A 13586-nucleotide genomic window follows, 5' to 3' on the forward strand; every position below is an offset into this window, starting at 1 on the left:
AATCATCCTTTATCTTCTAAATAAATCATCTTTGAAAGCAGACCATAAAATTTCTATTCGGTTCTCTAAATTTTGTTCCCGATCATAGAGGATAGAGATGACCAGGCCATCCATCAAAGTATAGTAAGCCATGGCTAACTCTATGCTGTTATGATCACTTTTCACCACTTCACCAGATTGTATTGCTTCAGCAAACAACCGCTCGATCATCCCTAGTAAAGGGGACATTTGTACTTGGAATTTTTCTGCCAGTGACTCTTTTAAATGAACTGGAGGGAATAACCTTAACCGTTTCCAAAATAGTGCATTTTGATATTTTTCTTTGTTCACTTTGATGGATTCCACCAAAAGAATATACAATTTCTCGTCAATCGATGAGTCTTTATCATTCTCAAGACAGTTCGTGCAAAACTCTAAGAATTCTTGATTTACACGATGAAGGACTTCAAAAAACAACTCATCTTTATTTGAGAAGTGAGAGTATATGGTTGACTTCCTAATCCCTACATCCTTTGCAATTTCAATTAGCGAAGTTCCTTCATATCCTTTTTCTGAAAAGTGTTCCAGACCTTTTTTAAGCAATTTATCTTTTGTGTTCATTTTACACTCACCTTCCGACTAGTCGGTCGCAAATTCATTATATTGGATTCGAAATAAAAACACCATTTTGAACTCTCTCAATAAATTTTAATTCTAATCTTGAGGCGATCCCAACTCTATGTCCCTTTTGTTTTTGTGACACAGATATGATCTCCCTAAGGTAGCTCTTGTATCGAAGGTTTTCAGTAGTTGTTACAGGTGAGACAGTTGTTGGAGAAAGTCCTAAGTTCAAATCAAAATTTGTAGAAATAGGCTGTTGTAAGAAGATGATGATTGCCGTAAAAAATATTTATTGAACTTTTAGAACAAAATATTATACAAATATTATACAAATTCGTATACTGTATGTATAATGTTTGTATAACGTTTGTATAATGAGTTTATAAAGCTGGTGGAGGATTGATGAAAATGTCGAAGAAGAAAAAGGTCGCAGTTATTGGTGCAGGTCCCGGTGGGCTAGCTGTTTCTATGCTTCTTTCTGCACAGGGCTATGAGGTGAATGTGTATGAAAAGCAGCCCATCATTGGCGGCAGGACGTCAAAACTTACGCTAGGCGATTACACCTTTGATTTAGGTCCCACTTTCTTTATGATGCCTTCTATCCTTGAGGAGTTATTTCAGATGAGTGGACGTCGTTTACAGGATTATATGGAACTGCACGAACTGGATCCTTTATATACATTGAAATTTGGAGACTTGACCTTTTCTCCTTCTAGAAACAAGGAAAAGATGAAAGCAGAAATGGAAGAAAAGTTTCCAGGCAGCTTCTCTGGTTATGAGAAATTTATGAAGGTAGAAGGGGAGAAGTTTGACCGCGTCACCCCATTGCTTCAGCAGCCGTTTACAAAACTGACTGATTTTATGACAAGAAACATGGTTAAAGCGTTACCTAAGTTAAATGCGCTTGATACCGTGTATAACCGTTTATCTACATATTTTGAAGACGAACGGCTTAAATGGGCATTTTCCTTCCAAGCCAAATATTTGGGGATGTCCCCGTGGGAATGTCCTGGCACTTTTACGATTCTTTCCTATCTTGAGCATCGACACGGCCTTTTCCACCCAATTGGCGGAGTCAATCAGCTGTGTAAGGCAATGGCTGCCGTGATCGAAGAAAATGGAGGGAAAATCTATACAGGAACCGGTGTACAAAAGGTGCTCGTCGAAAGAGGAAAAGCAGTAGGCGTTAGGTTAGAAAATGGAGAAACCGTGACCAGCGATGACGTTATCATAAATGCCGATTTTGGTCATGCCGTTACGACCCTTTTTGATCAATCAGATTTGAAGAAGTACCGAAAGGAAAATGTTGAAAAGAAGAAGCTGTCTTGTTCTACCTTCATGCTGTACTTAGGTGTGAACAAACCGCTCAATCTTCCACATCATATGATTATTTTTGCAGATGATTATAAGAAAAATGTGGAGGAAATGACGAAAACGATGAAATTATCGGAGAATCCATCCATTTATGTTCACAATCCATCTAAAGCGGATCCAACCCTGGCTCCAAAAGGGAAATCCTCTCTCTACGTATTAATGCCAGTACCGAATTTAAATGCTGAAATTGACTGGAACGTTGAAAAAGGGAGGGTACGAGAGCAAATGCTATCCATCTTGGAGCAAGAGCCAGAGCTGCAAGACATTCGTTCTCATATTGAAGTTGAAAAAGTAATCTCTCCTCTTGAATGGCAAAACGAAGTGTATGTATACAAAGGAGCGACGTTCAATTTGGCCCACACTCTTGATCAAATGATGTATTTCCGGCCCCATAATCAATTTGAAGATGTAGGTCATTGTTTTTTAGTTGGTGGAGGAACCCACCCTGGCAGCGGACTGCCGACCATTTTTGAATCAGCGCGAATTAGCGCAAACCTTGTAAACAAACAATATGGAAAAAATGAAGTCTACTTCACACAAGATAAGGGGTTAATCAAAGAGGAGATGCCATTATGAAAATAGGGATTGTAGGAGCAGGAGTGGGTGGACTTGTAACGGCACTATTACTGGCTAAACAAGGGAACTCTGTCACCATTTTTGAAAAGGAAGCTTTCATAGGAGGGAGACTAACGTCTCAAGGTAATGAGCGGTATCGAATTGATCAAGGACCAACCATTGTTCTTTTGCCAAATTTATTGAAGGAAATCCTTCAGGAGGCTGGGATACCAGAAGAAGAATTGGAGCTCATTCCGTGTGATCCACTTTACGATATTCATTTTAATGATGGAAGTACTTATACGAAGTATAGGGATCTGCCTACCCAGCTATCCGAAATAGAGCGATTGTTCCCAGGGGAGTCCGATCAATTTCTTCGTTATCTCTCTGACATGTCTCGTGTCTATCGTCTAGGAATGAAAGCCTTTCTAAGCAAGACTTTTAAAAGAAAACGAGATTTTCTTACCTTTGAGAATATGAAACTATTAGTTGATTCAAAAGCATACAAAGATTTGAAAAGCTTTAATGCTTCCTACTTCTCACATTCAAAGCTTCAAGAAGCATATTCCTTACAATCTCTATACATTGGCGGTTCACCGTTAGAGGTGCCCGGACTGTATGGGTTGGTCGCCTATAGTGAGCATGCTTTTGGTATTTGGTATTTAAAGGGCGGTTATTACAGTCTAATACCTGTGTTAGAGAAAGCCTGCAGACGAATGGGAATCGAGATTCATGTCGAAGCAAAGGTCGATCGGCTTCAGATTGAACAGAATGTGTGCAAAGGGTTAGTTGCGAACAATGAAAATTACACTTTTGACGCAGTCGTTTTCAATGGTGATTTCCCCAATTTGCATCCTATGATTCATACCCGTGAACGGAAGCGAAGCTACAAACCTTCATCAGGTTGTGTCCTGGTTTATCTAGGAGTGGAGAAAAGGTTTTCAGAGATGAAAACTCATCAATTTTACTTGCCAGAACACTTTGAAAAGAATATGAACCAAGTATTTAAGACAAAACAGCTGCCTGATGATCCTTCCTTTTATATCTTTAATCCTGTCGCCTTAGATGATCAGGCAGCACCTCCTGGAGAAAGTGTCCTTTACATGCTCATTCCGGTACCTTCTGGCGATGACATTGATTGGGAAACGGAAGCACCTGTTCTTGTCGAAAAGGTATTGCAAAAGGCTGAAAAGAGACATTTTAGCGGGTTGCGAGAATCCATCAGGTGGATGGAAATCCGTACGCCAAAAGATGCGATAAAAGATGGTCTATTTCAAGGCGGAAGCTTTGGGATTGCGCCGACTCTATTCCAGTCAGGAGGATTCAGACCCCAACTATCTCCATACAACATTGAACGTCTGTATAGTGTAGGTGCCTCTGTTCACCCAGGAGGCGGGGTTCCAATTGTGCTGCAAGGAGCACGCATTTTAAGCGAGTTAATAAAAGAGGAGCTGGGAGCATGATTGATTCTAACCTGATTCTAGAGTGTGAAAAAATGATGAAGAAAGGCTCTGCAAGCTTTTATGAGGCATTCCGTTTTCTTCCTTCCCCGAGGAAAGAAGCAGTGTTTGTCATTTACGCATTTTGCAGATTAATAGATGATTCAGTTGACGAGCCTGAAAATTCACCTTTTACACTCGAAGAACTAGAAGATCATTTCAACCATATTGAAGAAGCAGAGGGACACTTTATTTGGCCTTCATTAAGGTGGCTGTTTGACAACTTTCCGATAGATAAAGAGCCATTTTTAAAGCAAATATCAGGTCAACGAATGGATTTATCATTAACACACTATCAATCAATGAAGCAACTAGAAGTTTATTGTGAAAAAGTAGCCGGATCTGTTGGAGAAATGCTTCTGCCCGTTCTTCATGATTCGCCTACCCCGGATGTACAGAAGGCAGGAATTCAGCTCGGGAAAGCCATGCAGATTGTCAACATCATTAGGGATGTAGGAGAGGATTTAAACAGAGGCCGACGGTATATTCCAGATGAATGGATGGCTTCCTATCAATATACTCATACTGAATTTGAAGAGATGAACGTCAATTTTAAGTTCAAGAAAATGATCAATGGACTGATGGACCTTGCGTGGGATTGGTTTGAAGAAGGATTGGCAGATATTGAATCCTACCCAACTGAAAGTGCGTTTTCAGTTAAACTGGCATCCAACTATTATGCTGCCATTATGGAAGCTGTCAAAAGTAATGAATATCAAGTTTATACAAAACGAGCCGTTGTGAGTGATAAGAAGAAAAAAGCAATCTACTTAACAACGTTACAAAGTGCTTTAGAGGATGTTGACCACCAATCGATTGAAGCTTAATTTTTAATGGCTCTGTTAATGCTAAATGTTGATTTTTACATCCTGTTGATTGTAGTGGAAGGCGCGTAGACTCCTCCGAAAATGCTAACGCATTTCCATCGTGCGTGGGCAGGTTCGAGGAAGCACAATCAATGTCCTGCGGGATGTGAAAGTCATGGGGAGACCCCGCAGGCGTACAAAGCGCCGAGGAGGCTCCCCGACTTCCCGCGGAAAGCGAAGCGCCTGGAACGAAAATCAACAGCCGTGTTTAACAGAGCCTTTTTTAAAGGAGGGAGATTATGAATCAATTTAAGGATGTGAACAAGAGAAAGGCAGATCATATCCAAATATGTCTTAATGACGATGTGAAAGGTAGAGGAGTGACAACAGGCTTCGAGGAATTTTCATTTATCCATCAGGCACTTCCTGAGGTGGATTTTACAGAAATTAACGTGGAGACCTTTTTTCTTAAAAAGAAAGTGGCTACTCCCTTTCTCATTAGCTCGATGACCGGAGGAACCGAAAAGGCGATGACCATTAACCGAAACCTCGCCATCGCTGCAGAAGAAAAAGGGTGGTCATTTGGCGTAGGATCTGGAAGAGCTGCAGTCGAAGACCCTGAAAGAGCCTATACCTTTCGAGTTCGAAAGTACGCACCAAGCATTCCGATTATTGCGAATGTGGGGGCTGTACAACTAAATTACGGCTTCGGTGTTGATGAATGTAAAAAAATTGTCGATTTAGTGGAAGCTGATGCCTTAGTTCTACATTTAAACAGTCTGCAGGAATTAATTCAGCCTGAAGGAAATACAAACTTCCGAGGGTTATTTCAAAAAATTGAAGATCTATGTAAGTCATTCTCTCTTCCAATCGGTGTGAAAGAAGTAGGATGGGGAATAAATAGTCAATTGGCGAAAGCGTTAGTTGATGTGGGTATTTCATTTATAGATGTGGCTGGTGCAGGAGGAACGAACTGGAGTCAGGTCGAAAAACTTCGCTCCACTGATCCGTTGAAAGTAGCAGTAGCTGATGCGATTAGTGGCTTAGGCATTCCAACAGCAGAGTGTATTCTTGATATAAAACAAAATGGAGGAACCGGAACGCTCATTGCTAGTGGCGGACTCAACAATGGAGTAGAAGCAGCAAAGGCTATTGCGCTAGGTGCCGATCTTGCTGGCTTTGGCCGATCCATTCTTGCAGAAGCGGTAACATCGGAAAAGGCGTTAATGGATCGTTTTACTCAAACAGAGTACGAATTAAAGGCTGCGATGTTTAGCATTGGAGCTGCTAGCTTAAACGAGTTGAAGAACACTTCATCCATAAAGCGGGTGGGATCCTCGTATTAAAATAACTCTTTCGAGAAGTTTGAGGGTGTATAGAGGGGAAGATAGATGTCCGGTGCAACGAAAGGGATGGTTTATACAAATAGAAAAACCTTTCCCATGCTCTATAGAAAGGTATGTTAACCATGATAGAAAAACCTTTATATTTCATTCAGCAAGTTTCTGAAATAACAGGTTTGTCCAAACTTGTCATTCGGAAATGGGAGGAACGTTATCAAATCGTCATTCCTAAAAGGCTGGACAATGGATACAGAGTCTATACAGAAGCTGATGTAAACAAGATTCTTTCAGTAAAAAATTTAACACACCAAGGGTACTCGGTGAAGCAGGCTGCATTTTTCCTTCAGAAGAATGATCGTAATCCAAGCTAATGGTAAAAAAGTGAGGTTATCCTTATGTTCACTGTCATAATGGCAAAATTACTTCGTCTCCTGCCTAATCAATCAAAGAAGACACCTATGATTCCCTTTCAGCAAGTGAAGATGAAAAAAGATGTGATCGTTGGGACATCTGTAAAACCTGCTAACGTTTCCTTGTACTATCCGTTGGAAGCAAGCCGGAAAAAGTTACCTGTCTATATTAATTTTCATGGTGGAGCGTTCATTATGCATGAAAAGGAGATGGATGATCCTTATTGCCGGTTCCTTGCTAATCAGGCAGAATGCGTCGTTGTTAATGTCGATTATGCGAAAGCACCAGAGTACCCCTATCCAAAGCCGATTGAACAGGGTTATGAAATCCTTCAATGGTTAAAGAGAAGAGCCCATGATTTGAATATTGATGCAGAAAAAATAATGGTTGGCGGACAGAGTTCAGGAGCAAATATAGCAGCAGCCCTCTGTCTTTACTTGGAAGAGAAAGGGGAAAATCAGCCGTTGCTCCAAGTTCTGTCCTGCCCGATGCTGGATTTTGCCACCCCGCATGCAGAAAAACCGGAACCAGATAAGTGGCGTGCAAGATATCCTCAAGTTGCCCATTTTTTAAACATGTGCTACGTACCGGACAAAGGACAAGCGGAGCATCATCTCGCTTCCCCTGTTCGTGCTGTGGTCAACGGCCGCTTGGCTTCTGCCCTTATTCTCATAGCGGAGTACGATGCTTTCAGACCTGAAGCCGAAAGCTATTATGAGAAATTAAAAGCATCTGGGGTAAGCGTCCAAAAAGAGATCTTTATAGATTGTAAGCATGCTTTTACCCATCTAGGCCCAAAAGAAAAAGCAGAAGAGGCTTGGAAGCTTGTCGCAAGGAAAATCAGGGCAAGTGCCGAATCCTATGAAAATTGAAGGATTTCCTCCGTTATACGCTAGCGATCTCTTACCAAACAGAACTATTTTACAAAATATAAATGGTCCAAATCAACACTGCTGTCAACACCAATTTAATTTGCGAGAAGGAGAGGGAATAACAGATGAAAAATAAAAACGTACTAGTGATCGGAGGCGGTCTTGGTGGACTGTCGGCTGCGATTTCACTTGCTCAGGCCGGATACGATGTCTCTTTATATGAAAAAAATGACCATATTGGAGGAAAGCTGAACCGGCTTGAGCAGGATGGTTTCGGGTTTGATTTGGGCCCATCCATCCTTACGATGCCACAGGTCTTTGAAAAATTGTTTTCTGCCAGTGGGAAATACATGAAGGACTACGTGCCGATTGAAAAACTGGAACATCAATGGCGCTCCTTTTTCCCAGATGGAAATGTCATAGATTTATATGAAGATTTGAAGGAAATGCAAGAAAAGAACGCATCCCTGAGTGAAAACGATATAAGGGAATATCAGGATCTTCTTCACTATTCAAAAAGACTTTATGATATGACGGATAAGACCTACTATAAGCATGGCGTTGATAAGACGAGAGAAATCATGAAACATACGAGCCTGTTCACTGCTATAAAGAATTTTGATCTGTTTTCTACAGTCCATGGAGCCATTGATAAACGAATAAGTAATGATCAGTTCCGCGATATGCTTTCGTATTTTATCAAATATGTTGGTTCGTCCCCATACGATGCACCGGCGGTCTTGAACATGATGATTTACATGCAGCATGACCAAGGTGTATGGTATGTACCCGGCGGTTTGCATAAACTTGGGGAAGGCCTAGTGAAGCTGGCTAACGAAGTGGGTGTTCACTTCCACCTGGGCAGGAAGATTATCAAACTTGAAAAAAACAACGGTGAAATCACAGGAGCCATTTTGGAGGACGGTACAAAGGTAACAGCGGATTATTATGTTTCCAATATGGAAGTCATCCCTGTTTACGAACGATTACTAGAGGAAGACAGCCGGTATGTGAATAAATTAAAGAAGAAATTTGAACCGGCAAGCTCCGGTCTTGTCATGCATTTGGGCGTGAAAAAGAGCTATCCGCAGCTGCGCCATCATAATTTCTTTTTCGCAGAAAATATGAAGCAGCAAATGCAATCCATCTTTCATCGTCATGAACTGCCAGACGATCCGGTCATTTATTTGGTCAACGTCAATAAAACAGATCCGACGCAAGCTCCTGCAGGACATGAAAATATAAAAGTCCTGCCCCATATTCCTTATATTCGGGATCAGAAACCTTTCACGCAGCAGGACTATGAACAATTCGCTGAGCGGGTCTTGATCAAATTAGAAAAGATGGGCTTACACGATTTGCGGGAAAATATCGTGACAAAGGATTTATGGACACCGGAGGATATCAGAACAATGTATGGCTCTGACCGAGGCGCCATTTATGGAACGGTGTCAGACCGCAAAAAAAATAAGGGATTCAAACATCCGAAACAAAGTGAACGCTATGACAATCTTTATTTTGTCGGTGGAACCGTAAACCCCGGCGGCGGAATGCCGATGGTGACCTTAAGCGGCCAGCTTGTAAGCGAGAAAATAGTCCAGAGGGATTCATCCCATGCCTGACCATGATATTCATTTCCTGAAGACATTACCCGAAAGGCAGAGGGAGGAACTGTTGTCCACGGGAAGGCCTTCACCTGAAGTGGTAAAAAAACAGCTTTTGAAGCTGAAAACCATTCTCTTGGAGCACGAAGCAGCCTTTATCGAGGCCCTTCACTCGGATTTAGGAAAACCGGCATTCGAATCCTTTTCCTCTGAAATCGCCGTTTTATTGAATGAAATCGAGTATGTCTGCAAGCATGTAGCACAATGGAACCGGCCTGTCCGGTCCCGACACCTTAAATTGGGATATGTGGAATCTCTCAAAAGAATGAGGCATCCATATGGAAGCGTCCTTATCATCGGTTCGTGGAATTATCCGGTCCAACTTACCTTGATGCCCGCCATTGGTGCAATAGCCGCCGGTAACCGCTGTGTAATCAAACCATCTGAACATGCACCAGCAACCGCTGAACTGCTTAAAGAAATCATCAACCATGCATTTCCTCCCGAACAATTACATGTTGTGACAGGAGATGCACAAACCGCGAGCCTGTTGACTTCATCCCCTTTTGACCTGATTTTTTTTACAGGCAGCGGAAAGACAGGGAAAGCTGTGGCAGAGCAGGCAGCTAAACAGCTCACACCGGTAATCCTGGAACTCGGCGGGAAGAACCCATGTATCATGGATGAAACAGGCTTTTCCAAAGCCGCCATCAGGGACATTGTCTGGGGTAAATTCCTTAATGCTGGTCAAACCTGTATTGCACCGGATACCCTTTTTGTCCATCACTCTATTTATGAAAAAACGCTTACTGAAATTTCTGCTTGTGTTTCCGCTTTCTACGGAGAGCGGCCTCAGGCAAGCGGGGATTATGGCAGAATCTGTACACATGCACATTTTCATAAGATGGTTGATTTTATCGGGCAGGGAATTGTCCGGGAGGGAGGGACGCATGATCGAAATGATCGCTACATCGCTCCGACCGTGGTAACGGATATCAAACCAGGAAGTCCGATTCTGGAGGAGGAAATCTTCGGTCCGGTTCTTCCTGTCATTCCCTATACAGACTTGAAATCATTATTAGCCAGTGGCAGCCTTCAGCGCGATGCACTTACGGGTTATATATTCAGTAGCAACAAGGAGCAAATTCAACTGTTCAAGGAGCATATGCGTTCACCCACCATCAGTGTCAATCAAGTGATCCAGCATGCTGCGAGTCCCTTTATCGCATTTGGAGGGGTTGGTAGAAGCGGATACGGTGCTTATCACGGCAAAGCTGGTTTTCTTGCTTTTAGTTATGAAAAAATAGATTACAGAACGTACCATTACCTGCGTTTTCAAGGTAAATTCCCGCCGTATTCCGACCGAAATATGAAAGCATTGAAAAAGTTAAGAAGGTGGCTGCTGTAGTAAGATTATTGAACACGCCTATTCCATAAGCAAGCATGATCGATTCCCTTTCTCTTCAGGAGAGATCATGATTGTTTCACTTTCTCTACAGGTGGGATGTAGGACTGCCATTACTTCTAGGACTTGTGATGAAATGAAGCAGAATACTTTTAAAAGCGAGGGAATTCACATGAAAAAGAAGAAGGTGATTGTCGTTGGAGCCGGAGTAGCAGGGCTTGCCAGTGCGATAAGGCTCCAGCATGAGGGCTATCAGGTAGAAATATATGAAAAGGGTTTAACACCCGGAGGCAAAATGAATCGTATTGAACTGGATGGCGGCTACAAATTTGATTTGGGGCCCAGCATCGTCATGATGCCTGAAATATACCGTGAACTTTTTGAACTATGCGGCCGCGACCCAGATGATTACATTCCAATGGAAAAATTGGATCCAATTTATCGGGCTTATTTCAGTGATATTCCTGACAAGCCTTACGATATATCTTCTGATCTTACACAATTGACAAAGACAATTGAATCAATTAGCGAAGAGGACACGGCAGGTTTTTTTCAATATATGAATGAAATTTACAAACGATTTCACATTGCAAAGCATCACATCCTTCAAAGACCTTTTCGCAAAAGGAGTGATTTTTATAACCTCCCGATGCTGAAGAAAGCATTGAAACTGAAACCATATGACACTGCAGATCAGTTTATAGGAAAATATATTAAGAATGAACGGCTGAAACAGTTGATCAGTTTTCAAACGTTATATATCGGTATTTCCCCTCTTAAGAGTCCTTCTTTTTACACCATGATTCCCATGATTCAATTTTTATATGGAGTATGGTTTATAAAAGGTGGTATGTATACGATGGCTTTGGCTATGGAAAGGCTTTTCAGGGAGCTTGGAGGAACTATTCACTATGGCAAGGATGTTCAGGAGATATTTATTCATAATCGTAAAGCCGAAGGAATCGTTGTGGATGGGCAGAAAATCTCTTCAGATTATGTTGTTTGTAATGCAGACTTTCCATATGCGATGAAGCACCTTGTAAAAGATCAAATGGCCAAAGGAAAATATACCGATAAGAAAATCGACAGCATGAAATACTCTTGTTCATGTTTTCTGTTATATCTCGGTATGGACCGGAAATATGAAGAAATTGAACCTGTGCATAATTTTATTTTCAACGAAAACCTTGATCAGAATCTTAAAGACATTTTTGATGGGAAGAAACTGACGAATGCCTCTTTTTATGTCTATATAGCTTCAAAAATGGATCCTTCCCTTGCGCCTGAGGGAAAGGATGGATTGTATATCCTGATGCCCGTATCAGATGTATCTACAGCAAACTATGAATGGGACGAAGAAACTATTTCTTATTACCGAAGCTACATTTTAAATGAATTAAAGAAAATCCATGGTTTCGAAAACATTGAAAATGAGATTGTCACCGAAACGCATACAACACCATTGGACTTTAAGTCGAAGTTCAATGCTTATAATGGAGCCACGTTTGGTTTGCAGCCAATTCTGAAACAAAGCAACCACTATCGTCCGCAAAGCAAGGCGAGCCATTGTGAAAATTTGTACTTTACCGGCAGCAGTACACATCCAGGGGCGGGGGTCCCAATTGTGCTATTATCAGCCAAGATTACAGCACAGGAACTGATCCAAGACGATACAGGCGAATTGTTTGATTACTCGGTATAAGAAAAGCGTAAGCGCCTTGGTCAGCCCCGACAAGCGTTGGAGGGCCTGACAGTGAAGTCGCTCTTTGACTTCATTGGCAGGACCGAAACGTCTCGAGGGGCTAGGCGCTGGTGCTAGACACTAATCCAGGTGGAAAAATTTATACTCATTTAGTCAGAAATAAGTACTTTTCAGGAATCATTTACTTACTCGCAGCGGAAGGAGGCAGGTTTTATGACTGCTTTAGAAGTGATTAATCTCGCGGTTGGATTTGTGGCAGTTGTGATTGGCTTCATCGTGTTCTGGTCTTTGCCGGTTCCAGGTATCTCCTCAAGACCTACGGGTGGTCTTCCGTTTCTTTCCATCATTATTCCAGCTAGGAATGAAGAGGGCAGAATCTCACCGTTATTGCAATCATTGCAGGAGCAGCGCTTCAGACAATTTGAAATTCTGGTGGTTGATGACGATTCATCCGACAATACTGCGGCTGTCGCGGAAAGCTATGGTGCAAAGGTTCTGCAGAATCCAGGGGCAGGTAAATCATCAGCCTGCTGGCATGGTGCCGGGCAGGCCGAAGGGAGCTGGTTATTATTTTTAGATGCAGATACGAGATTCACCAGTGTGGAGGGTTTAAGCAATTTGCTGCATTTCTATCAGGGAAAGGGAGCCAAGGGCATTACTGCATTACAGCCATTTCATACAGTGGAGCGCTTGTATGAGCACATCTCCGTTGTATTCAACATCATTGTCGTGATCGGGATGAATTTATTTACAATTTGGGGATCGCGGTTTAAAACCGCTGGTTCGTTCGGTCCTTGCATCCTATGTAATCGAGATGATTACTTTTTGTCAGGAGGGCATAAAAAAATCGAAGGAGCCATCATGGATGACCTGGCACTGGGTGAGGCATTTCTTGAACATGATCTCCCGGTCCGCTGCCTTGGCGGAAAAGGAATTATGTCCTTGCGAATGTACCCTGAAGGCATCGGAAGCCTGATCGAGGGCTGGTGCAAAAGTTTTGCCGTCGGTTCCAAGTCAACTCATCCCGTTGTCATGCTGATGGTTATCTTGTGGATTTCAGGCAGTTTCATTGCAGCAGGAGCATTGATCTCTTCCATAATAGATGGGAACCCTGCCGGAATGCTGTTCAGTGCCATATTGTATACCTTGTATAGTTTTCAAAGTGCATGGTTTGCCAGCAGGGTCGGTAATTTCAGATGGGGAGTTTTCCCTTTTTATCCGATATTGTTTTTGTTTTTCGTAGGGATCTATCTGTACTCCTTCATCAGGGTGAATATTTTCCATTCTGTGAGTTGGAAGGGTCGTAAAATTAAGGTCTGAATATTCTGAGTTTTTCTGTGGAGGCAACCGTGGATTTTGCACAGGGAGATAAAATACCTAAGAGAAGCGCGGGGATGATGAAACCCGGGCTTCTT

The 13586-nt window shown here is 42.2% G+C and carries 11 protein-coding genes; 10 read left to right on the forward strand and 1 reads right to left on the reverse strand.

Annotated features, from left to right (window positions below):
• Nucleotides 1-9: 9 nt before the first annotated feature.
• Nucleotides 10-600 (reverse strand): TetR/AcrR family transcriptional regulator, encoded by a 591-nt coding sequence (locus tag LGO15_RS11430; RefSeq protein ID WP_226087658.1) that lies wholly within the window; start codon nucleotides 598-600, stop codon nucleotides 10-12.
• A 402-nt stretch (nucleotides 601-1002) separates the two neighbouring features.
• Between LGO15_RS11430 and LGO15_RS11435 the strand changes: the two genes are divergently transcribed.
• The 10 genes from LGO15_RS11435 (at nucleotide 1003) to LGO15_RS11480 (ending at nucleotide 13491) form a co-directional block, all read left to right on the forward strand.
• Nucleotides 1003-2550: a phytoene desaturase family protein gene (locus LGO15_RS11435; RefSeq protein WP_318999836.1), complete on the forward strand. Its 1548-nt coding sequence runs from the start codon at nucleotides 1003-1005 to the stop codon at nucleotides 2548-2550.
• Nucleotides 2547-3992 (forward strand): phytoene desaturase family protein, encoded by a 1446-nt coding sequence (locus tag LGO15_RS11440; RefSeq protein WP_226087659.1) that lies wholly within the window; start codon nucleotides 2547-2549, stop codon nucleotides 3990-3992. Before LGO15_RS11435 ends, LGO15_RS11440 begins: the two co-directional genes overlap by 4 nt.
• Complete coding sequence (locus tag LGO15_RS11445) at nucleotides 3989-4855, forward strand: phytoene/squalene synthase family protein (RefSeq protein ID WP_226087660.1); 867 nt, start codon at nucleotides 3989-3991, stop codon at nucleotides 4853-4855. The genes LGO15_RS11440 and LGO15_RS11445 overlap by 4 nt, the downstream gene beginning before the upstream one ends.
• 278 nt (nucleotides 4856-5133) lie before the next feature.
• Entirely contained in the window at nucleotides 5134-6180 is a 1047-nt protein-coding gene (gene fni, locus LGO15_RS11450) for a type 2 isopentenyl-diphosphate Delta-isomerase (protein ID WP_226087661.1), read from the forward strand.
• Nucleotides 6181-6302: 122 nt separating this feature from the next.
• On the forward strand, nucleotides 6303-6548 hold the full coding sequence (locus tag LGO15_RS11455; protein WP_226087662.1) for a MerR family transcriptional regulator: 246 nt from the start codon (nucleotides 6303-6305) through the stop codon (nucleotides 6546-6548).
• Between the two features lie 24 nt (nucleotides 6549-6572).
• Nucleotides 6573-7460, forward strand: a complete 888-nt coding sequence (locus LGO15_RS11460) for an alpha/beta hydrolase (RefSeq protein ID WP_226087663.1) — start codon at nucleotides 6573-6575, stop codon at nucleotides 7458-7460.
• A 125-nt stretch (nucleotides 7461-7585) separates the two neighbouring features.
• A complete protein-coding gene (locus tag LGO15_RS11465) occupies nucleotides 7586-9082 on the forward strand; it encodes a phytoene desaturase family protein (protein ID WP_226087664.1) in 1497 nt (498 codons plus the stop codon).
• Nucleotides 9075-10472, forward strand: coding sequence for an aldehyde dehydrogenase family protein (locus LGO15_RS11470; protein WP_226087665.1), 1398 nt, complete (start codon nucleotides 9075-9077; stop codon nucleotides 10470-10472). The genes LGO15_RS11465 and LGO15_RS11470 overlap by 8 nt, the downstream gene beginning before the upstream one ends.
• A 169-nt stretch (nucleotides 10473-10641) precedes the next feature.
• Nucleotides 10642-12171 (forward strand): phytoene desaturase family protein, encoded by a 1530-nt coding sequence (locus tag LGO15_RS11475; protein ID WP_226087666.1) that lies wholly within the window; start codon nucleotides 10642-10644, stop codon nucleotides 12169-12171.
• A 213-nt stretch (nucleotides 12172-12384) separates the two neighbouring features.
• Complete coding sequence (locus LGO15_RS11480) at nucleotides 12385-13491, forward strand: glycosyltransferase (protein ID WP_226087667.1); 1107 nt, start codon at nucleotides 12385-12387, stop codon at nucleotides 13489-13491.
• Nucleotides 13492-13586 lie beyond the last annotated feature (95 nt).

The sequence above is a fragment of the Mesobacillus sp. S13 genome (assembly GCF_020422885.1).
GTDB lineage: Bacteria > Bacillota > Bacilli > Bacillales > Cytobacillaceae > Mesobacillus > Mesobacillus selenatarsenatis_A.

What these genes read in the sequence shown, in the direction of transcription:
- LGO15_RS11430 (WP_226087658.1), bottom strand. Translation starts at nt 600, where the DNA reads ATGAACACAAAAGATAAATTGCTTAAAAAAGGTCTGGAACACTTTTCA.
- LGO15_RS11460 (WP_226087663.1), top strand. Translation starts at nt 6,573, where the DNA reads ATGTTCACTGTCATAATGGCAAAATTACTTCGTCTCCTGCCTAATCAA.
- LGO15_RS11475 (WP_226087666.1), top strand. Translation starts at nt 10,642, where the DNA reads ATGAAAAAGAAGAAGGTGATTGTCGTTGGAGCCGGAGTAGCAGGGCTT.
- LGO15_RS11445 (WP_226087660.1), top strand. Translation starts at nt 3,989, where the DNA reads ATGATTGATTCTAACCTGATTCTAGAGTGTGAAAAAATGATGAAGAAA.
- LGO15_RS11470 (WP_226087665.1), top strand. Translation starts at nt 9,075, where the DNA reads ATGCCTGACCATGATATTCATTTCCTGAAGACATTACCCGAAAGGCAG.
- fni (WP_226087661.1), top strand. Translation starts at nt 5,134, where the DNA reads ATGAATCAATTTAAGGATGTGAACAAGAGAAAGGCAGATCATATCCAA.
- LGO15_RS11455 (WP_226087662.1), top strand. Translation starts at nt 6,303, where the DNA reads ATGATAGAAAAACCTTTATATTTCATTCAGCAAGTTTCTGAAATAACA.
- LGO15_RS11440 (WP_226087659.1), top strand. Translation starts at nt 2,547, where the DNA reads ATGAAAATAGGGATTGTAGGAGCAGGAGTGGGTGGACTTGTAACGGCA.
- LGO15_RS11480 (WP_226087667.1), top strand. Translation starts at nt 12,385, where the DNA reads ATGACTGCTTTAGAAGTGATTAATCTCGCGGTTGGATTTGTGGCAGTT.
- LGO15_RS11465 (WP_226087664.1), top strand. Translation starts at nt 7,586, where the DNA reads ATGAAAAATAAAAACGTACTAGTGATCGGAGGCGGTCTTGGTGGACTG.
- LGO15_RS11435 (WP_318999836.1), top strand. Translation starts at nt 1,003, where the DNA reads ATGAAAATGTCGAAGAAGAAAAAGGTCGCAGTTATTGGTGCAGGTCCC.